The organism is Rhodococcus artemisiae, from assembly GCF_036327795.1.
Taxonomy (GTDB): domain Bacteria; phylum Actinomycetota; class Actinomycetes; order Mycobacteriales; family Mycobacteriaceae; genus Rhodococcus; species Rhodococcus artemisiae.
The window spans coordinates 141,849-161,046 of the sequence record NZ_JAUTXY010000002.1 but is presented as its reverse complement, the minus strand read 5'-3'; the positions used below and the strand labels follow the sequence as shown (position 1 = coordinate 161,046).

Sequence of the window (19,198 nt, the reverse complement as noted above, 5' to 3'; positions counted from 1 at the left end):
AAGAACAAAGGCGTCGGGCCCGACGCGATCACACCGGGCCGCATCTCCGACCGAAAAGCCTCGCTCCCCGGAGAGCGAGGCTTTTCTTCATCTCAGTGACCGGCAGGGTCTTCCAACGACACGTGGTGGAGTTCCTCCAAGTACCGCACCACATCCGTCTGATCTGCGGCAGGATCGAGTTCATCGACAGCCGCATTCCACAACCGTCCCACTGTCTCCCCGAGGAGCGGTGAGATCTCCTGATCGTGCGCGAGGTCGAGTGCGATTCCGATGTCCTTGCGCATCAGACGCGCCGCAAACCCCGAGTCGAACGATCGCGACAACACGAACTTCTCGAACTTCGTCTCGGTGGCCTGGTTTCGTCCGCTGCTCGCGTTGAGCACGCTCAGCAATGTAGCGGGATCGATCCCGAACTTGCGGCCGACGAGAAGCGCTTCTGCCGCGATGAGCACATTGTTCGCGGCCATCAGGTTGTTGAGAGCCTTCGCTGCGTGGCCGGATCCGACCGGACCGACATGGATGATGTCGCTGCCCGTCGCCTTCAGCAGGGGGACCACCGAATCGACCGCGGCCGCGTCTCCACCGACCATCACGGCGAGCGCGGCCTGCCGGGCACGCGCAACACCGCCACTGACCGGGGCGTCGACGACAGAGATACCCTTCGCTGCCGCCGCTTCGGCGAGTGCCTGGGTGCGTGTGGGGATGCTCGATCCCATGTCGATGATCGTGCTACCGGGCCGAAGGTGTGTCAGCAGACCTTCGTCCGAAAGCACGACGGCGTCGACGATGTCGCTCGTCGGAAGCACCAGGACCACGACCTCGCAGTCCGCGAAGTCGGCGAGACTTGCTGCACCGCGGATACCGGAGTGGTCGTCGAGGAACCGTTCCTGAGAAGTCGGATCGGCGTCGAACACCACCGTGGGCTGCCCGCCGGCAACGAAATTCTGTGCAATGGGCCGTCCCATCGCTCCGAGTCCGATATGGCCGACCGTCTTGCCGGGCAACGGCACGATCTTGACCGTTGGGGTTTCCGGGCCGGCGGTCATGCGTTGCCCTCCCCGCTGAGCGGGCCGAGTTCGGCGACCAGCACTTCCTGGACCACCCGCATCGCCGAAATACCCGCGGGACAACCCACATACGCGGTCGCGTGGACGACGGTCTCGGTGATCTCCTCGCGGGTCAGACCGTTGCCGAGCCCCGCGCGCACGTGCGTCGCCAGTTCCTGGAGGTGTCCGAGCGCGATGAGAATGCTGATTGTCGACAGAGATCGGTCGCGGCGTTCGAGACCGTCGCGCGTCCATACACCGCCCCAGACGAATTCACTGACATACTCCTGCAACGACTCCCCGTCCGAGCCTGCGTTGCGTTCGAGGGCAGCGTCGACGTAGGCGTCGCCGAGCACTTCCCTGCGGACCGTGAGTCCGGCGTCGAAGAGTGCGCGGTGCGCGTCGTCGACGGACGCTCCGTTCACCCCTGCTCTCTGGGTCGTCACTGAGTCCTGGGTCATCACATGTTCCTTCCGAGAATGGACAGCAGCACCGCGTGCGTGGTCAGAGCTTGACGGTGACGCACTTGACCTGCCCGTAGTGGTGCAGTGCTTCGACGCCCTTCTCGCGCCCGTAGCCACTGTTCTTCCATCCACCGAACGGGGTCTGCACCGATGCCGTCGACCACGTATTGACGAAAACCTGGCCGGTGCGCAGGCGGTCGCTGACAGCGAGCGCCCGGGATACGTCCCTGGTCCACACACCTGCGATCAAACCGTACTCCGAGTCGTCTGCGATCGCGACCGCGTCGTCGTCGGTGTCGAACGGGATAACTACGACGACGGGACCGAAGATCTCTTCGCGCGCAATGCGCATCGAGTTGTCCACTCCTGTGTACACGGTGGGATCGATGTAGAAGCCGCCGGTCTCCTCGGCGAGTGTCGAGACAGTGCCGCCGGTCTCGGCGCGAACGCCTTCTGATTCGGCGACCTTGAAGTATTCCTGGACGCGCCCGAACTGTTCGCGCGTGATGATCGGACCCATGTCGCGTCCCACCTGGATGGCAGCCACCGCGTCGACCAGTCGGCGTACGACCGCATCGTGCACCTCGCGGTGCACGAGCAGGCGGGTACCTGCGGAGCACACCTGCCCCGCGTTCCCGGTGAACGCCGCCAGCGCCCCGGCAACGGCGGCATCGAGATCGGCGTCGGCGAAGATGATGTTCGCCGACTTGCCGCCGAGTTCGAGGGTCACCGGAATGATCCGTTCCGCGGCGATCCCCGCGACAGCGCGACCGGTCGGCACCGACCCGGTGAATGCAACCTTCGCGACCCCGGGGTGCTGGGCGAGCGCGGCACCCGCGTCGCGTCCGTTTCCGAGCACGATGTTGACCACGCCGCCTGGAATCCCGACCTCCGTGGCGAGTTCCGCGAGCCGCACGCTGGTCGCCGAGGTGTTCTCGGATGGCTTCAGGACCACCGTGTTGCCTGCGGCGAGCGCGGGTGCACAGGCCCGCGACGCCTGGTTGAGCGGCACATTCCACGGTGTGATGACGCCGATGACGCCGTATGGCTCACGCTTGGTGAACACATGCTGGTCGGGTGCCACGTCGAGGGTCTCCCCGACTGGCATTCCGACAAGTCCACCGTAGAACTCGAAATACACGGCGGAGTTCTCGATTTCACCCGAGGCGACGGCGAGCGGCTTACCCGTCTCACTCACCTCGAGCTCGGCCAATTCGGACTTGTTCGCACGAATAGCCCGGCCCAGGTCGGTGATCAGACGCCCACGCGCCAGCGCCGGGATCTTCGACCACTCCGTTGTCGCCCTCGACGCAGCCGCGACGGCGGTGTCGATGTCGCAGCTGTCGCCGTTCGCGATCTGCCGCACGATGCGACCGGTCGCGGGATCGGTCACAGGAAGGTAGTCGCCGCCGTGGGGTGGGGCGACGGCTCCGTCGATCCAGTGTTCGAGGGTCTCCATCGTGTATGCCTTCCTCAGTCGCGGGCTGCCGGGCTCAGGCCCGAAGAGCATCCGGTGTGAACATCGCCCGGCGCTCGTGCAGGAATTCGTGCGGATAACCGAGGCGGATCTTCGATGCCTCGTCGAGCCGCACCAGATGCGAGTCGTCGAGTTCGACGTCCAATGCCGCCAGATTGTCGTTGATCTGGTCGACGGTACGTGCACCGATCGACAGCATAAGCCCTTGCCTGCGTACCCATGCGAGGGCAACCCGCGCGGGTGAGACACCGAGTTCGCCGGCGACCTCCCGCGTGACCGTGAGGATGCGCTGCACGGGCGCGGGCAACTTCGCGAAGGCCTCCTCGGACATGGGTCGGGCGAGAGTGCCGCGCCCGAGCGGACTCCATGCAGAGACCTCGATCCCCAGTGCCCGCGCCATCGGCAGGAGATCGCGTTCGGCAGTGCGCGCCGTGAGCGCATACTCCACCTGCATAGTGCAGAACGAACTCCATCCGCGCAGCTCGGCGATGGCGACCGACTGCGATACCACCCAGGCCGGCGTGTTCGACACTCCGATCGCGAGCACTTTGCCCGACCGCACCAGGTCGTCGAGGGCCCGCAGGGTCTCGTCCACCGGCGTGCACTGATCCCACGCGTGGACCCACAGCAGATCGATGTAGTCGGTGCCGAGGCGGCGAAGGCTCGTCTCGACGCTGCGGCGCAGGCTCTTGCGATGATTTCCGCCCGTGTTGGGGTCTGCGGAGTCGGTAGGGAAGGTGTACTTGGTGCTCACGACTACCGAGTCGCGCTCCGGCGCCACGAGCCGCCCGAGGATTTCCTCGCTCGAACCGTTCGTGTAGTTGTTCGCGGTATCGACGTAGTTGCCGCCGGCTTCCCGGTAGGTTTCGTAGATCTTCCGGCTGGTCGATTCGTCGGTGCCGAAACCCCATTCGGTTCCGAAGGTCATCGTGCCGAGGCACAACTCGCTGACCCTGACACCGGAGCGGCCGAGCACCCTCATCGGAATGGCGTTGCGTGTCGTCTCGGGCAGTCGTGTCGTCTCAGGCATAGTCGTCCACCACCCAGTTCACCATGCGGTGCAGTGGGTACATGCCGTCGTGTGGGCCGCCCATGCTGCCGCGCAATGCGCCGCCGAGCTCGACGATCCGCTGTACACCCGCGGTTGCGAGGTGATCACGGATCTCGGCCTTGCGGTGGCTCGGGTAGACACCGACCGTCTGAGTTGCCACCGTCGCGTAGGACGCGGCGTCGCGCAGGTTCGCGATCGGAATGACGTTGACGGTCTTGAAATTGGGATGGAAGTCGACCATCTCGGGAGAGCGGACCACGAGACCGGAACCGTCGAACGTGCCCCACACGCGATAATCGGGTTCGAGGTACCGCATGCCTTCGACTGCCTCGCGGATCTCGGAGTCGGGTTTCGGTCCCACCGCGGACGCGAAATCGCGGTCCACGCCGAGACGCTCGTGTAACAGAGCGCAGAAGTGGTCGACCTGTTCGACGTCACCCTCGACACAGATGTGTCGCGCTGCGAGGCAGGCATCCTGGTTGAAGATCGTCGCGTCGGCCGCCGCGAGTTCGGCGACCTCCCGCAGCGCCTCCTCCGATTCGAACGCCTCGCGTCCGACGATTGCCATAGAGACCTTCGGGTCGAACGAGATCAAGCCGAATCCCGGCCCCGCGTACTTCGCGGCGTTCTCGATCGCGGGGCCGCCACCCCACGCCACAAGCTTGTCGAAGTACTGCGAGCGGTAGAGCACACCTTCGACCGACTCGTCGCCGCCACGCCAGTAGACCGCGGAGATCGACTTCAGGACGGGATGGTCGGGTGCGATGTCGGCCATCGTCCGCAGCACGGCAACGGTGGTGAACGGGTCGGCCGACGGCATCTTGAACACGTTGACGGCCTTGAGAAGAGCCGCGTCGGCGATCGACGTCATAGCCGCGCTCGGCGAGTTGCCGGCGAGCATGTGGACGAGTCGCGGAGGGAAGGCGCGGATTCTGCTGACGCTGCCGTTGGGGTCGGTGTTCTCGACCCATCCGTCCAGGACATCGATGCTGCCGAAAGTGCGTTCGAGCCGGTACTCGAGGGCCTTCCTGGTCAGGAACCGGCCCGGCCGCTGGAAGGTGTTCTCGATGATCCGCCTGGGCAGTGCGCTGACCTGCAATGTCATTTCGAGCGATTCCTGAAGATAGGGGTTCTTCTCCAGGGTGAGCTGTCCGGCGGTCTCGACGAGGAAGTCGATGATCTCCGTGATCGGCACGTCGAAAGCCGGTCCGGGTTCGGTCCGGGGCACGAACAGCTCGTTGTATTCGATCTTGGGCGTGACGAAGGGGACGCCGAAATCACGGGAGAGGTACTCGTTGTCCTCGCCCCAGACGAGCTCGCCTCGGATGAAATGCGGGACCCTGATCTTGGTGCGCGTGGGTGCAGTTGCAGTCATGGTGTTCTACTCCCCCACGATTCCGCGGACGTATGCGTCCATGGTTCCGGCACAGGTGATCTTGTCGTCGTCTCCGAGGTCGGAGTACCGCACGATGGTCGGCATCACGGTCTCTCCGTCGCGCCCGCACGGGCACCGGCCGAGATCGACGGTGATCTTGTCGCCGGAGATCGTGCCGCCCCAACGACCGTCGACGGTGGTGTCGACGAACGCGGCCCGGCCTTCGACCAGGTTGCCCGACGCCTCTGCCAGGGCGTCGCCGTCCTTGTTCAGGACCAAGAGCACAATCGCGTCCGGCACGTGGTAGCGGCCCTCTTCCGGGCACTTGAACATGCGGTTGTTGAGTTCCTGCATGGAGTAGTAGTGCAGGAAGCGATCCGGCGCGATGTTGAGCATCCGGTAGATCTGTTCCTGGTAATCGTCGGGCAGGTTCGTGCCCTTGAGTCCGCCACCGCTGGTCAAACCGTTGATGCCGGTGATCTCCCCGTCCTTGACCCCCCGCTCACGGAGGACCTCGACGAGTCGATACAACTGCGGGAACTGCGAACTGAACAGGATGTTCTCGTTACGACGGGCCATGATCTGGTCGGCGTAGTGGTTCAGTTTCTGTTCCTGGAGCCCCGCACGTTCGGCGGCTTCCGCCTCGAACGACGCGATGTCGTCGGGGGCGGCGGTGCCGTCGGCCATCGCTCGGCGCACCGCCGACAACCGGGACAGGTAGCGATGGAATCCTTCCGGTGCGGGACCGTCGAACAGCGGGAGCGCACCGGGCTTGGAGAACGAATTGATGATCAGATCGCGCACGGCTGCGTGCTGGGCTTGTCCGGTGTCGGGTCCGACGGGGATGACGTGCCATGTCGTTTCGGGTGGCATCCCCAACGAGTCGAAGCAGTCGAGCAGGTTCTGCTTATTGACCTCGAAGTCGCGGATGGACTTGTTGAGGAACGAGCCCTTTCCACTGGTTCCGCTCGAACTCGACACCATGTGGCCGGCCTTCTCGAGCGCGGCGATCCAACCGTCCACATCGCTGACACCGGAGACGTCGACGTCGTCGACCCGGCGCGTGGAAAGGGAACCGAGCCACCGGTTCATCTGCTCCCACTTGCCCTTGGCGATCAGCGATTCCGGGTAGCTCTTGTAGGTTGTGTGGGGGAAGAGCAGAGGAACGATGTCCTCGCGGGAACGGATTTCGGTGATGCCCTGATCGTTCGCACGCTGAGTCAGAACGGGTACCTGTTCCCGCCGTTCCTGGAAGTACGCGTTCAGCGTCCCGATGACGTCTTTCTGCATCGTCGCTTCTGTCACTGTGCCCTCCGGCCGTTGAGTTTTCGGGAGATCCGAGATAACTAGACTTGTGGGTATAGTTAGTGAATACGGATAACCATACTCATCGGGAAAGTTTTATGTCCAGAGGCAATTTTGTTTGGCACACTCGTCACCTATGACACCGGTGAACGATGTGCCACACGCCGACAGTGCCGGTCGGCGCCGTGGCGGCCGACCGACCAGGGAGGAAGCGGGCAAACTCGACGAAGCCGTTCGCGAGTCCGCACTTCGACTGTTCCTCGAAAACGGTTACGAGGGCACGACGATGAACGCCATCGCCACCGCAGCCGGAACCACGAAACCGTCCCTGTATGCACGTTTCCCCACCAAGGAAGACGTCTTCCGGTCGGTCCTCGGGTGGGCCATGTCGCGCAGCGATTGGCCCTGGCCCGAACCCGAGTTACCTGATTTCGACGACCTCGAGACGGCCCTGACCGCGATCGCCGACACCGCCGTCCGGCGCGCCCTCGATCCGTCGATGATCAAACTCCAGCAGGTAGCGGTCGCCTATGCATCCCGCTACCCCGATATCGCCCGCAAGGCACTCGGTTCCGGGTACTGGCCGCGCACGAAACAGGTCGCCGAACTCCTTCGACGGCATGCGGCCACCGGCGCCATCGTCGCCGACGACCCCGACACCCTCGCCGAACTGTTTCTCGGCATGGCGGCCGGCGCACCGGCGCGCCTCGCATCGTTCGGGATCATCCGTGGAAATCTCGACGAGCACATCCGTGCCGCGGTCCACCTGTTCCTGCGCAGCCTGCGGCCCGGAACCGACTGACACCCACTGTCACACGCCTACACCGCAGCGTGTGCACGTTGCGCATCGACCGCCGCCACGACACCGCCGTCGACCAGGATGTCGATACCGTTGACGAAACTCGCACCCTCCGACAGCAGGAACGCCACGACCGTTGCGAGTTCGTCGGCCTGCCCGAGTCGTCCGAGTGGCGTCGCGCGTTGCATGTCGGCGATACGCGGATTGCTCGCCGCCTCCTGACGCCCCTGCGGAGTATCGATCAGTCCCGGCGACACGGAGTTCGCCCGCGCACCTGCCGCACCGAGGCGGACCGCTTCCGCACGCGCGAATCGCTGCACCCCGTGTTTTGCCCACGAGTAGGCGATACCCGGTTGCTCGATCGATTCCCCGACGATCTCACGGAGTTTGTCGAGGAACTGCCCGTCGAGCGGATCATCCAGGACCGCACCCAGTTCCGGACCCGGATCCATTCGCCCGATCAACGGCGCCATGGAGGCGAAATAGACCATTGCGGTGCCTGCGGTCGCAAGTGGACGGAGCGCCTGCGCCAGCAGCGCGGTGCCGACGAGATCGACCGACACGATCTTCCGCCAATCGGCCATCGTCGGCGAGATTCCCGCAGCGTGAGCGACGGAACGTAGCGTCCCGAGCTCGGCCGCGCGGTCGGCCAGCGGGCCGAGCGCCTCGGCGTCACCGATATCGGCGACGAACGGCTCCACCACCGTCCGCTCCGACGACAACTGCGCTGCAGCCTCCTTCGCGGAGGTTTCATCGATGTCGACGAGCAGCAGTGTGTCTACGGTGCCGACCATCCGCTCCGCGCATGAAAACCCCATTCCGCGTCCGCCGCCGGTCACGATCCCTACGTTGCCCATACTTTCCCCTTTTCGCCTGGTTGATGTGCCGAGCTGCAAGCTTCGATGTGCCGACCCTGCAATACGCCTAGCGCGACGCCGCCCAGCACTGCGACATCCCCGGTTCCGCCACTCGGGTCACGAACTCGAGGAGGAGCCCCGATGGGCTGCGCATGAAGGCGAAGAAGAGGCTGCCGTCGGGCGCTCGGCGGGTCGCCTCCGTGCCGTAGCCCTGGGCGGCGAACTCGTCGCGATCCGCGTCGACGTCGTCGGACCAGTAGCCGAGGTGGTGGATTCCGGGGACCGACTCCCACAGGGGCGCCGATGCACTCCGGACGAGTTCGATGCGCGGTTCGGTGATCGAGAACGCGCATTTCAGGTCGACCACTCGATCGCCCGTCGGGAGCGTCACGGCAACCTCACCGCCCACCTCCGGCCCCCATTCGTATCCGAAGAGCTGCGAGAACTCCGTCTTGGTCGCGGACAGGTCGTCGGTCACGACGCCCATGTGGAAAAGGTCTTCGGCTTTCAACTCGGTGCCTTTCGTAGCGGACTGTTCCAAACCGTCTTCACTCGTGTAAGAATAGCATTCTGGAAAGTCGGAATTAATATTCTTTGGATCAGAGAGGAGCCAGGCAATGGCGTGGGACTTCGAAACCGACCCCGAATACCAGGAGAAACTGGACTGGGCCGACGCCTTCGTGCGCGACGAGGTCGAGCCCCTGGACCTGGTGTGGGAGCACGAACAGTTCGTACCCCTCGACGGACTTCGGCGCAAGGCCATCGATCCGCTCAAGCAGCGGGTTCGTGAACAGGGCCTGTGGGCCACACACCTCGGCCCAGAACTGGGCGGACAGGGCTACGGACAGCTCAAACTCGCACTGCTCAACGAGATCCTCGGACGCTCGTCGTGGGCACCGATCGTCTTCGGATGCCAGGCACCCGATACCGGCAACGCCGAGATCATCGCGCATTACGGCACTCCCGAGCAGAAGAAGAAGTACTTGCAGCCGCTGCTCGACGGCGAGCTGTTCTCCACGTATTCGATGACCGAACCGCAAGGCGGCGCCGACGTTGCACAATTCCGCACCCAAGCGGTCAAGGACGGCGACGACTGGGTCATCAACGGTTGGAAGTACTTCTCCTCCAACGCCAAGACCGCCTCGTTTCTGATCGTGATGGCCGTGACCGACACCGAGGTGCCGGTGCACAAGGGCATGTCGATGTTCCTCGTGCCCGCCGACACACCGGGCATCAACATCGTGCGCAACGTCGGCCTGTACGGCGAACCGATGAACGGCGGCAGCCACGCGCTCATCCACTACGAGGACGTGCGGGTACCCGCCGACGCACTCCTCGGTGGCGAAGGCCAGGCGTTCGCCGTCGCCCAGACCCGCCTCGGCGGCGGCCGAATCCACCACGCGATGCGCACCATCGGCCTCGCCCAGAAGGCTCTCGACACGATGTGCGAGCGCGCGCTGAGTCGTGAGACCGCCGGCAGCCGCCTCGCCGACAAGCAGACCGTCCAGGGCTATATCGCCGACTCCTATGCACAGCTGACACAGTTCCGTCTGTTCGTGCTGCATACCGCCTGGAAGATCGACAAATACAACGACTACAAGAAGCTCCGCAAGGACATCGCGACGGCGAAGATCGTGATGCCGACCGTGCTCCACGACATCGCCTGGCGCGCAATGCAGGTACACGGAGCGCTCGGCGTCACCAACGAGATGCCGTTCTTCCGGATGATCCACGGCGCGGCCGTGATGGGCCTGGCCGACGGCCCGACCGAGGTCCACAAGACCACCGTCGCCAAGCAAGTCTTGCGCGACTACACCGCAACCGACGACCTGTGGCCTTCGGAGTGGATTCCGCGCAAGCAGGACGAAGCCCGTGCCAAGTACGCCGAATACCTCGAATTGGAAGTGGGGAACCTGTGATCGACACGAAACGACTCGCCGAGTGGATGGACGAGAGTGGACTGCCCGGTAAGGGCGCCCCGCTCGAAGCCACCTATCTTTCCGGCGGCACGCAGAACGAGATCTACAAGCTGGTCCGCGACGATTTCACGAGCGTCATCCGGATTCCTCCCGCGGCCGCACCCGCCGACCGCGACAACGGAATCATGCGCGAATGGCGGATCATCCAGGGCCTCGACGGCACCGACGTCCCCCACACCGCCGCGATCGCCGCCTGCGAGGATACCTCGGTGCTCGGCCGCGCCTTCTACCTCATGGGATTCGTCGACGGCTGGTCCCCGATGGATCACCGCGGCACGTGGCCCGCACCCTTCGACACCGACGTCGAGGCACGGAAGGGCCTCGCCTACCAGCTTGCGGAGGGCATTGCTCTGCTGTCGAAGGTCGATTGGAAGGCGCAAGGACTCCAGGATCTCGGACGTCCGGAAGGCTTCCATGATCGTCAGGTCGACCGCTGGACCCGGTTCTTCGAACGGATCAAAGCCCGCGACATCGAGGGCATGGACGTCGCCACCAAGTGGCTCCAGAATCACCGCCCGCTCGACTACATCCCGGGCCTGATGCACGGTGACTACCAGTTCGCAAACGTGATGTACAAGGACGGCGCGCCTGCGAAGCTTGCCGCGCTCGTCGACTGGGAGATGGGAACCGTCGGCGATCCGAAGCTCGATCTCGGCTGGATGCTCATGAACTGGCCCGAGGACACGAACGCCATCGAAGACAGCGCGGTCAGCTACGTCGATCTGCGCGGGATGCCGAACCGCTCGCAGATGCTCGCGCACTACGCCGAGGTCTCCGGCCGCCAGGTCGACGACCTCGACTACTACCTCGTACTTGCGAAATGGAAGCTCGCCATCGTCCTCGAACAGGGCTTCCAGCGCGCCGGCGACGACGTGAAGCTGCAGTCGTACGGTCCGGTCATCACCAACCTCATGAAGTCGGCCGCCGACCTCGCCGAATCGACGGACTACCAGGGATGAGCGAACCGGTGGAAGGACTCGTACGAGAACAACACGGCGCGGTTCTCTTGCTTCGGCTGAACCGCCCCGAAGCACGTAATGCGCTGACCGGCGCCGTGATCAACGGGATCGGCGCAGCCGTCGAGGACGCGGAGGCAGATCCCCAGATCCGGGCGATCGTGCTCATCGGCACCGGCGACCGCGCCTTCTGCTCGGGCATGGATCTACGAGCATTCTCGAGCGGCGAGAAGATCGGGCTGGACTCCGGCCCGGGTGCCGCGTACGCACGGTTGGCCAGGGGTGAGACCGATATTCCTGTGATCGGCGCTGCCAACGGCACCGCGATCGGCGGCGGGCTCGAACTCCTTCTCGGATCCGACATCGTCGTTGCCTCCTCGGCCGCGAAGTTCGGTCTTCCCGAGGTGAAGCGGGGCTTGTTCCCCGCAGGCGGTGGGACGAATCTCGGGACGCGGATCCCGCGGGCCGCTGCCATGGAGCTGACGCTGACCGGTGACCTGATCACGGCGCAGCGCGGATACGAACTCGGCCTGATCAACCAGGTCGTCGAACCGGAGGACGTCCAGTCGGCTGCGATGGCATTCGCCCAACGCATCGCCGCGAACGCCCCGCTGGGCTTGTCCGCGGTGAAGGAACTCGTTCGTCTTGCCCAGTCGGACCCCGCACGGGCCGACGAACGCCTCGGGCATTGGCAGAGCGTCGTCTTCACCAGCGACGACGCCAAGGAAGGTGCCGCCGCGTTCATCGAGAAGCGCGCACCGGTCTGGCAAGGGCGGTAGCGGGCATGCGCGCAGCGATCTGCTCCGAGTACGGGGAACCCGACGTGGTCCGGATCAGCGACCGTCCCTCTCCCGCTCTCGAACCGGGACAGGTGCGGGTCCGGGTCGGTGCTGCCGCGGTCAATTTCCCCGATGTCCTGGTCGTCGCCGACAAATACCAGATCAGCGTGCCCCCACCATTCGTGCCCGGTAGCGAGTTCGCAGGGGTCGTGGAGGAGGTCGACGGCGAGGTCGGCGACCTCGCCGTCGGCGATCGGGTGAGTGGCACCGGTATCGTCGGCGCGTTCGCGGAGGAGATAGCAGCAAAGGCCGCGTCGCTGAAACGGATACCCGACGGTGTGGATTACCGCACCGCTGCCGCGTTCGGCGTGGCGCACCGGACCGCCTATCACACGCTCCGGTCGGTGGCTCGGCTCCAGCCGGGTGAGACCCTCGTCGTGCTCGGCGCAGGCGGCGGTGTGGGCCTCGCCGCGGTCCAGCTCGGGGCGGTCCTCGCCGCGACCGTCGTCGCGGTGGCGTCGTCGTCCGACAAGCTGGAGGTTGCGGCGTCGTACGGCGCGAAACATCTCGTCGACCACCGGTCGGGTGATCTGCGTACCCTGCTGAAGAATGCCGTACCCGAGGGCGCAGACGTCGTCGTCGATCCGGTCGGCGGCGACCTGTCGGAACCGGCCCTGCGGTCGCTGCGCCGCGGAGGACGATTCATCACCGTCGGCTACGCATCCGGGACCATTCCCCGGATACCACTCAATCTCGTTCTGGTGAAAGGCGTTCGAATTCAGGGATTCCAGTTCCAGGATCTGGATCCTGACGAATACCGGCAAGGGGAGGAAGAATTGGTCGAACTCCTCCTCTCGGGACGGGCCGTGCCCCACATCGGTGCGGTGTACTCCCTCGACGACACCGTCGATGCTCTCCGACTGGTAGGCAACGGGCGAGCTGTCGGCAAGGTGGTCATCGACCTTCAGCCGACCTGACCGATCGAACACGACGTCCCGGCACTCATCGGAGAGCCGGGACGTTTGTGATTTCTGGGCTGTCGAACCTTGTCTTCGTCGTACGGCCGGGTCACATCAGACCGACGTGAGGTGCCCCGACTGCGATGCGGTGAACCCGGACGTCCGGAAGGATTCGGTGGGCGCGATCACGGGCTCACGGACCTCCGCTGCGACGAGCGCATGCCGCTTGAACACCTGTGCCGCCCTGCTCATACAGTATTCCGACGCCGAGAACCGCGCATCGATATCTGCAGGGATCTCATCGCCCCACATGCTGAACTTCGTCAATCCTCGTTCGAGTACACGGTTCAGGCCCGCTCGGATGCGTTCGTCGGACGAGTAGAGCTCGGCCGATGCCACCAGCGCCTCGGGTACGAGACCGTTCTCGGTCGCCAAAGCAGAGTCGAGATCGACGACACGGGCTCCGAGGATCTCGAGGGGGCGGATGTCTTGATGCTCTCGGGTCAGGACAGTGACTTCCCACCCCGCGAGAACCTGGTCGTAGAGCCACCCTCCGGCGTTGCGCACGGTATCGACCACACGCGGTGCGACGATGACGACGCGATGCCTCAGGTTGTGCTGGTGGGCATGAGCTGTTGCTCGAGCGACTGTGTGAAGTCCTCGAAGATCTCGGCTATCGGGAGCGAACGATCGAGCAGCCATGAGGTTTCCATTCCGTTGAGGAAAGCGACGATTTCCACCGCTTTGACGGCTGGGTTCACATCCATCCGATACCGTCCGGCATGTTGACCACGCCGGATTCCCGCCTCGATTGTGTCGATCGCGGCCCGGTGTCGAACGAGTAGGCGATCGTGCAGCGGAGCATCCGGCTCCAGGTTCTCGATCAGGAGTACTGCAAACATCCCGACCAGATCAGGCGACTTCTCGAAACGCAAGTACAGTCCCCTGATCTGCTCGATGGGATCTCCCGAACGATCAGCACGTGCATCATCGTCTGCATCCCGCGCGTCGAGCACGGCATGCAGCAATTGGTCCTTGGACTGGAAGTGATGCAGCAGGCCCGCGGGAGTGATGCCCGCGGCCCGTGCGATCTGAGCGAGGCTTGTGCTGCGCCACCCGTTCCTCGCCAACAACCGCTGAGCTGCGCTGAGAATCAGCTCCCTGCGGTCCTCACCCTTGGCGAGAAGCGTGTCGTACGCCCGTTGCACGCTGCCCCTCTCCTTCACGTCCCCAACCTACTGAACACACATTAGGTCGGTTTCCCGGATGTGACAAGGGTCTCAGACCGAGAATTTTCCTCACTGGATCACACTGCGTGAAACCCTACGTACCCAGTAGTTCGACGACGGTGGCGTTCGCGGTTCCGCCGCCTTCACACATGGTCTGGAGACCGTATCGAATTCCGTTGTCGCGCATGTGATGAATCATCCGGGTCATCAGTACGGCACCGGAACCTCCGAGCGGATGCCCGAGCGCGATCGCCCCGCCGAGGGGGTTGACCAGCTCCGCATCGGCACCGGTCTCGGCGAGCCACGCCAGCGGAACCGACGCGAATGCCTCGTTGACTTCGAAGACTCCGACATCCTTCAGACCGATCCCCGCCTTCACGAGCGCCTTCTCGGTAGCCGGGATCGGGCCGGTGAGCATGAGTACCGGATCGGCGCCCGCCACCGCACCCGCCCGATAACGGACGAGCGGGGTCAAACCCAGCTCCTGAGCCTTCTCCGGCGTGGTCACCAACAGCGCAGCGGCGCCGTCGGAAATCTGCGACGAGTTACCGGCGTGGATCACGCCGTCGTCGGCGAATGCGGGCTTCAGGCCCGCGAGCTTCTCGACCGTGGTGCCGCGACGGATGCCCTCGTCAACGCTGACCGTGCCCTCGTCGGTGACCACCGGAACGATCTGCGCCTCGAACGCCCCGCGATCCTGCGCCGCAGCGGCGCGCTCATGCGAGGTCGTCGAGTATTCGTCGAGTCGAGTGCGCGAGAATCCCCACTTCTGGGCGATCTTCTCGGCGGAGATTCCCTGGTTGAACGCGAACCCGTCGTAGCGTGCGAGCGCCCGGGGCCCGTACGGTTGCCCCGATGCGCGCGCCGAGCCCAGTGGAACCCGGCTCATGACCTCGACACCACCGGCGACAACCACGTCCTGCTGCCCCGACATCACCGCCTGAGCCGCGAAATCGATCGACTGCTGACTCGACCCGCACGCCCGGTTGATCGTGGTGCCGGGGATGGACTCCGGCCATCCGGCGGCGAGCACCGAGTAGCGGCCGATATTGCTCGACTGGTCACCCACCTGCGACACGCAACCCCAGATGACGTCGTCGACGATCTCAGGATCGAGACCGGTGCGTTCGACCAGCGCCTCGAGCACGAGCGCCGACAGGTCTGCCGGGTGCACCCCGGCCAGCCCACCGTTGCGCTTACCCACCGGGGTCCGGACGGCCGCAGCAATGACCACTTCACGCATTCGAATTCTCCTGGGTCCAAGTGTTCTTGCCGGTCATCTGCCGAACATCGATCGTCATTGCACCGACCCGATCGCGCCCTGCTCACGCAGAAGATCGATCTCGTCGGGGCGGAGACCGAAGTCCGCGAGAACCGTGTCCGTGTGCTCACCGAGACCGGGTACCGGCGCCATCGGCGGCTCGTAGCCTTCGATCACCGGTGGCGGCAGAATTGCCTCCACGGGCCCGTTCGGGCTCCCGACCGTCCGCCAACGATTACGGGCGGCCAAGTGCGGATGATCGATGACCTCGCGCGGCGTGTTGTAGCGCGAATTGCCGATACCCGCCTCGTCGGCGATCTTCTGTACGTGGTCGAGCGGGTGCTGTGCGCACCACGTGGCGATGGCCTCGTCGAGCTCCGCGCGGTGCTCGCACCGTGCCGCGTTGGTCGAGAACCGCTCGTCGTCGGCGAGGTCGTCGCGCTGGATGATCTCGCGCGCCAGACGCTGCCACTCACGGTCGTTGGTCGTGCCGAGCACGACGATCCGGTCGTCGGCGGTGCGATACGAACCGTACGGTGCGACCGCCGGCGAGCTCATTCCGAGAGGTTGCTGTTCGACACCCGAGTAGCGGGTGTACGTCAGGGGGTAGCCCATGATGTCTGCCATCGTGTCGAACAGGCTCACCGACACCTTCGACAGTCCGCCGCCGCGGCCCCGGTTGCGTTCCCGCCCGCACAGCAACGCGAGGATCGACAACGCCGAATACAACCCGGTGCTGATGTCCGCGACCGGCGGACCCGGCTTCGCGGGCTGCCCAGGGAAGCCGGTGACGGAGCATGCTCCCGACTCGGCTTGGATGAGCAGGTCGTACGCGCGCTTGTGCGACAACGGCCCGTCGGGGCCATATCCGTCGATCTCGACCGCAATCAGGTCCGGATACTTCTCGGCCAGATCCTCGGACGAAAGTCCCAACCGCGCCATGGCTCCGGGTGCAAGGTTCGATACGAGGGCATCTGCGCGCGCCAGCAGGGTGTGGAGCGCCCGCAGACCGCCCCCGGTCTTCAGGTCGAGGGCGATCGATTCCTTGCCGCGATTGGCCCAGACGAAGTGCGCAGCCATTCCGTTGACGACGTCGTCGTAGTCGCGAGCGAAATCGCCACCCTTGGGATTCTCGACCTTGATCACACGCGCGCCGAAGTCGGCGAGGACGCGAGTGCACATCGGCGCGGAGACCGCTTGTTCGAGGGTCACGACGGTGACCCCGGCGAGCGGGGCCTCCATCAGTAGCTCCTCGGCAGTCCGAGGGTGTGGGATCCCAGATAGTTCAGGATCATCTCCTGACTGACCGGGGCGATGCGCATCACCCGTGCCTCACGGAAGTAGCGCGAGACGTTGTATTCCTCGGAATAGCCCATTCCGCCGTGGGTCTGCAGTGCCCGATCTGCGGCGGCGAAACCTGCTTCCGCACAGAGATATTTGGCGGTATTGGCCTCGCGGCCACACGGCTTGCCGTTGTCGTAGAGCCAGGTGGCCTTGCGCAGGACGAGTTCGGCCGCATCGAGGTGTGCAAGCGCATCGGCGAGGGGGAACTGGATACCCTGGTTCATGCCGATGGGGCGCCCGAACACTTCGCGTTCGTTGCCGTACTTCACGGCCTTGTCGAGCGCGACACGGCCGATGCCGAGAGCTTCGGACGCGATCAACATACGCTCGGGATTGAGACCGTCGAGCAGTAGCTTGAACCCCTGCCCTTCTTCACCGATACGATCCTCCACAGGGATTCGGAGGTTGTCGATGAACAGTTCGTTGGAGGTGACCGCGTTGCGTCCCATCTTCCGGATGGGACGGATGTCGATCTTGCTGCGGTCGATGTCTGTCAGGAACAGCGTCATGCCGTCGGTCTTCTTCTCGACCTCGTCGTAACGCTGAGTACGGGTCAGAAGCAGGATCTTCTCCGACTCGGCAGCCTTGGAGATCCATACCTTGCGGCCGTTGACGACGTAGTGGTCGCCGTCGCGCTTCGCGAATGTCGTGATGCGTGACGTGTCGAGGCCGGCACCCGGTTCGGTCACGCCGAAGCAGACGTGCAGATCGCCATTGACGATGCGGGGCAGTGTGCGCGCCTTCATCTCGTCCGAACCGTGTTTGACGACGGGCTGCATCCCGAAGATGTTCAGGTGGATTGCGCTCGCGGCATTCATCGCACCGCCGGACCGTGCGATCTCCTCGAGCAGGATGGTGGCCTCTGTGATGCCGAGACCGTGACCGCCGTACTCCTCGGGCATCGTGATGCCCATCCAGCCGCCGTCGGCGAGCGTCTTGTAGAACTCCGTCGGGAACTCGTGCGCGAGATCCTTTTCCATCCAGTACTGGTCGTCGAAGTTCTTCATCAGCTCGGCAACGGATTTGCGGATCAGCTCCTGATCCTCACTCAGCGCGAAGCTCATTCCACCCATAGTCGACACCTCATGCCGTCGTTGCGGGGCCGCGAACTGCGCCACTGCGGCAGCACGTCCGGCCTATCTTCAGATTGCGATCGAGCGAATCAGTCGGAGGCGGGCAACGCCTTGGCCGCCTTGATCGTCATCGGGGTGCCGCCGTACGACAGTTCCCCGGTTCCGGGTGACGTGCACAGCACCTCGATCGACCCGTCGGCGTCGACGTAACGCTTACCGAGAAGGGTGATCACGTCGCCGTCGGGCTTGGAATCCGGCTTGCCGGGAGGAGCCGCAACCATCGGGCTTCCGCCGCACGTGATCTCCTGCACGCCTTCAGCAGGTGCACGCACGACCACCACACGGGTGGTGCAGACGGTGCTGGCAAGTTGCCCACCAGGGCGCAGGGTTGCAGTCACGGGAAACCTCTCTTTCGGCAGGCGGTCTGCGCGCGTCGAGTCATGGACGATCGCACGCAGGTGCTCTCACATTAAGGAAACTATCTTCTCGCATCCGGAGAATCAATATGCTCATTCCATTGGGGTCCAACGTCCACAACCGACCGGCCTGCACAATCGGAGGGAAGGTGCCTCATCGATCAGCGACGGATCCACCCTCACTACCTGCAATTACGGAGACTCCACGACCGTATGTTGACTATCCCCGCGAGTCGTGAGAATCTACCGTTCGTAAACGAGAATGGCATTCTCAAGAAGAGGAGTTCGGCATGGCCCTAGTGCCCCCGCTGCCGGCAGACCAATGGGACGAGCGTGTCGATTTCGCACTGAAGGGGCTGATGCCCCGGCACATGCGCAATCCGGAAGACGCAGGCACTGCCATGGCGACGCTCGTCCGCCATCCGGAGCTGACCAAAGCATTCCTCGGATTCAGCGTGCACCTGCTCTTCCGGTCGACGCTGTCGCCACGGCTGCGCGAGATGACGATCCTGCGCGTAGCACAGGTGTACGAGTGCGAGTACGAGCGCAGCCATCACATCCGGATGGCAGAGGAAGAAGGCGGACTGACCCGCCCGGAGATCGAGGCCGCACTGGCCGGCACCGCTGAGGACGAGTTCGAGAACCGCCTCCTCTCGGCAGTCGACGAACTCCACAAGAACACCGCGCTGTCCGAACAGACCTGGAACGCGCTCGGAGAACACCTCAGCGAGCAGCAGCGCATGGACTTCATCTTCACCGTAGGCGGATACGGCCTGTTGGCCATGGCCTACAACACATTCGGCATCGAGTTCGAAAGCGAAAGGTAGA

At 64.4% G+C, this 19,198-nt stretch carries 20 protein-coding genes; 6 read left to right on the top strand and 14 right to left on the bottom strand.

Annotation, left to right across the window (positions count from 1 at the left end; translation table 11 throughout):
- Nucleotides 1-92: 92 nt before the first annotated feature.
- The 6 genes from Q7514_RS05035 to Q7514_RS05010 are packed head-to-tail and all read right to left on the bottom strand — an operon-like array spanning nt 93 to nt 6,718.
- Nucleotides 93-1,046, bottom strand: a complete 954-nt coding sequence (locus Q7514_RS05035) for an NAD(P)-dependent oxidoreductase (RefSeq protein WP_330132160.1) — start codon at nt 1,044-1,046, stop codon at nt 93-95.
- Nucleotides 1,043-1,507 carry a carboxymuconolactone decarboxylase family protein gene (locus tag Q7514_RS05030; RefSeq protein WP_330132159.1) on the bottom strand — a complete coding sequence of 155 codons (465 nt, stop codon included), beginning with the start codon at nt 1,505-1,507 and terminating at the stop codon, nt 1,043-1,045. The genes Q7514_RS05035 and Q7514_RS05030 overlap by 4 nt, the downstream gene beginning before the upstream one ends.
- A gap of 43 nt (nt 1,508-1,550) precedes the next feature.
- Entirely contained in the window at nt 1,551-2,969 is a 1,419-nt protein-coding gene (locus Q7514_RS05025; RefSeq protein WP_330132158.1) for an aldehyde dehydrogenase family protein, read from the bottom strand.
- 34 nt (nt 2,970-3,003) lie between these two features.
- Complete coding sequence (locus Q7514_RS05020) at nt 3,004-4,017, bottom strand: aldo/keto reductase (protein WP_330132157.1); 1,014 nt, start codon at nt 4,015-4,017, stop codon at nt 3,004-3,006.
- Nucleotides 4,010-5,413 carry an acyl-CoA reductase gene (locus Q7514_RS05015; RefSeq protein WP_330132156.1) on the bottom strand — a complete coding sequence of 468 codons (1,404 nt, stop codon included), beginning with the start codon at nt 5,411-5,413 and terminating at the stop codon, nt 4,010-4,012. Before Q7514_RS05015 ends, Q7514_RS05020 begins: the two co-directional genes overlap by 8 nt.
- 6 nt (nt 5,414-5,419) lie before the next feature.
- The gene (locus tag Q7514_RS05010) at nt 5,420-6,718 is read right to left on the bottom strand and encodes a hypothetical protein (protein ID WP_330132155.1); all 1,299 of its coding nucleotides are present in this window, start codon (nt 6,716-6,718) and stop codon (nt 5,420-5,422) included.
- Between the two features lie 136 nt (nt 6,719-6,854).
- On the opposite strand from Q7514_RS05010, the gene Q7514_RS05005 reads away from it, so the two are divergent.
- Nucleotides 6,855-7,520 (top strand): TetR/AcrR family transcriptional regulator, encoded by a 666-nt coding sequence (locus Q7514_RS05005; protein ID WP_330132154.1) that lies wholly within the window; start codon nt 6,855-6,857, stop codon nt 7,518-7,520.
- Between the two features lie 17 nt (nt 7,521-7,537).
- On the opposite strand, the gene Q7514_RS05000 is transcribed toward Q7514_RS05005, so the two are convergent.
- Both Q7514_RS05000 and Q7514_RS04995 read right to left on the bottom strand, forming a co-directional pair.
- Nucleotides 7,538-8,374 carry an SDR family oxidoreductase gene (locus tag Q7514_RS05000; RefSeq protein WP_330132153.1) on the bottom strand — a complete coding sequence of 279 codons (837 nt, stop codon included), beginning with the start codon at nt 8,372-8,374 and terminating at the stop codon, nt 7,538-7,540.
- 67 nt (nt 8,375-8,441) lie between these two features.
- A complete protein-coding gene (locus Q7514_RS04995; protein WP_330132152.1) occupies nt 8,442-8,861 on the bottom strand; it encodes a VOC family protein in 420 nt (139 codons plus the stop codon).
- 130 nt (nt 8,862-8,991) lie between these two features.
- Here Q7514_RS04995 and Q7514_RS04990 point away from each other — a divergent pair, with 130 nt between their 5' ends.
- The 4 genes from Q7514_RS04990 to Q7514_RS04975 are packed head-to-tail and all read left to right on the top strand — an operon-like array spanning nt 8,992 to nt 13,065.
- On the top strand, nt 8,992-10,293 hold the full coding sequence (locus tag Q7514_RS04990; RefSeq protein ID WP_330132151.1) for an acyl-CoA dehydrogenase family protein: 1,302 nt from the start codon (nt 8,992-8,994) through the stop codon (nt 10,291-10,293).
- Nucleotides 10,290-11,312, top strand: a complete 1,023-nt coding sequence (locus Q7514_RS04985; RefSeq protein WP_330132150.1) for a phosphotransferase family protein — start codon at nt 10,290-10,292, stop codon at nt 11,310-11,312. The genes Q7514_RS04990 and Q7514_RS04985 overlap by 4 nt, the downstream gene beginning before the upstream one ends.
- The gene (locus Q7514_RS04980) at nt 11,309-12,088 is read left to right on the top strand and encodes an enoyl-CoA hydratase-related protein (protein WP_330132149.1); all 780 of its coding nucleotides are present in this window, start codon (nt 11,309-11,311) and stop codon (nt 12,086-12,088) included. The genes Q7514_RS04985 and Q7514_RS04980 overlap by 4 nt, the downstream gene beginning before the upstream one ends.
- 5 nt (nt 12,089-12,093) lie before the next feature.
- Nucleotides 12,094-13,065 (top strand): NADPH:quinone oxidoreductase family protein, encoded by a 972-nt coding sequence (locus Q7514_RS04975; RefSeq protein WP_330132148.1) that lies wholly within the window; start codon nt 12,094-12,096, stop codon nt 13,063-13,065.
- Between the two features lie 96 nt (nt 13,066-13,161).
- Here Q7514_RS04975 and Q7514_RS04970 read toward each other — a convergent pair whose 3' ends face one another.
- The 6 genes from Q7514_RS04970 to Q7514_RS04945 form a co-directional block, all read right to left on the bottom strand.
- Nucleotides 13,162-13,626 carry a hypothetical protein gene (locus Q7514_RS04970; protein ID WP_330132147.1) on the bottom strand — a complete coding sequence of 155 codons (465 nt, stop codon included), beginning with the start codon at nt 13,624-13,626 and terminating at the stop codon, nt 13,162-13,164.
- A gap of 29 nt (nt 13,627-13,655) precedes the next feature.
- On the bottom strand, nt 13,656-14,255 hold the full coding sequence (locus tag Q7514_RS04965) for a TetR/AcrR family transcriptional regulator (RefSeq protein ID WP_330132146.1): 600 nt from the start codon (nt 14,253-14,255) through the stop codon (nt 13,656-13,658).
- Between the two features lie 115 nt (nt 14,256-14,370).
- Nucleotides 14,371-15,519 carry a thiolase family protein gene (locus Q7514_RS04960; RefSeq protein WP_330132145.1) on the bottom strand — a complete coding sequence of 383 codons (1,149 nt, stop codon included), beginning with the start codon at nt 15,517-15,519 and terminating at the stop codon, nt 14,371-14,373.
- A gap of 54 nt (nt 15,520-15,573) precedes the next feature.
- Nucleotides 15,574-16,779: a CaiB/BaiF CoA transferase family protein gene (locus Q7514_RS04955; RefSeq protein ID WP_330132144.1), complete on the bottom strand. Its 1,206-nt coding sequence runs from the start codon at nt 16,777-16,779 to the stop codon at nt 15,574-15,576.
- Entirely contained in the window at nt 16,779-17,945 is a 1,167-nt protein-coding gene (locus Q7514_RS04950) for an acyl-CoA dehydrogenase family protein (protein ID WP_330132638.1), read from the bottom strand. The genes Q7514_RS04955 and Q7514_RS04950 overlap by 1 nt, the downstream gene beginning before the upstream one ends.
- 98 nt (nt 17,946-18,043) lie before the next feature.
- Nucleotides 18,044-18,352, bottom strand: coding sequence for a hypothetical protein (locus Q7514_RS04945; protein WP_330132143.1), 309 nt, complete (start codon nt 18,350-18,352; stop codon nt 18,044-18,046).
- Between the two features lie 308 nt (nt 18,353-18,660).
- Between Q7514_RS04945 and Q7514_RS04940 the strand changes: the two genes are divergently transcribed.
- Complete coding sequence (locus Q7514_RS04940; protein WP_330132142.1) at nt 18,661-19,197, top strand: carboxymuconolactone decarboxylase family protein; 537 nt, start codon at nt 18,661-18,663, stop codon at nt 19,195-19,197.
- Nucleotide 19,198: the final 1 nt, after the last annotated feature.

Coding starts and splice junctions, on each gene's coding strand:
- Q7514_RS05020 (WP_330132157.1), bottom strand. CDS start 4,017: ATGCCTGAGACGACACGACTGCCCGAGACGACACGCAACGCCATTCCG.
- Q7514_RS05025 (WP_330132158.1), bottom strand. CDS start 2,969: ATGGAGACCCTCGAACACTGGATCGACGGAGCCGTCGCCCCACCCCAC.
- Q7514_RS05030 (WP_330132159.1), bottom strand. CDS start 1,507: ATGACCCAGGACTCAGTGACGACCCAGAGAGCAGGGGTGAACGGAGCG.
- Q7514_RS04940 (WP_330132142.1), top strand. CDS start 18,661: ATGGCCCTAGTGCCCCCGCTGCCGGCAGACCAATGGGACGAGCGTGTC.
- Q7514_RS05035 (WP_330132160.1), bottom strand. CDS start 1,046: ATGACCGCCGGCCCGGAAACCCCAACGGTCAAGATCGTGCCGTTGCCC.
- Q7514_RS04995 (WP_330132152.1), bottom strand. CDS start 8,861: ATGGGCGTCGTGACCGACGACCTGTCCGCGACCAAGACGGAGTTCTCG.
- Q7514_RS05015 (WP_330132156.1), bottom strand. CDS start 5,413: ATGACTGCAACTGCACCCACGCGCACCAAGATCAGGGTCCCGCATTTC.
- Q7514_RS04990 (WP_330132151.1), top strand. CDS start 8,992: ATGGCGTGGGACTTCGAAACCGACCCCGAATACCAGGAGAAACTGGAC.
- Q7514_RS05005 (WP_330132154.1), top strand. CDS start 6,855: ATGACACCGGTGAACGATGTGCCACACGCCGACAGTGCCGGTCGGCGC.
- Q7514_RS04955 (WP_330132144.1), bottom strand. CDS start 16,779: ATGGAGGCCCCGCTCGCCGGGGTCACCGTCGTGACCCTCGAACAAGCG.
- Q7514_RS04980 (WP_330132149.1), top strand. CDS start 11,309: ATGAGCGAACCGGTGGAAGGACTCGTACGAGAACAACACGGCGCGGTT.
- Q7514_RS04960 (WP_330132145.1), bottom strand. CDS start 15,519: ATGCGTGAAGTGGTCATTGCTGCGGCCGTCCGGACCCCGGTGGGTAAG.
- Q7514_RS04975 (WP_330132148.1), top strand. CDS start 12,094: ATGCGCGCAGCGATCTGCTCCGAGTACGGGGAACCCGACGTGGTCCGG.
- Q7514_RS05000 (WP_330132153.1), bottom strand. CDS start 8,374: ATGGGCAACGTAGGGATCGTGACCGGCGGCGGACGCGGAATGGGGTTT.
- Q7514_RS04950 (WP_330132638.1), bottom strand. CDS start 17,945: ATGAGCTTCGCGCTGAGTGAGGATCAGGAGCTGATCCGCAAATCCGTT.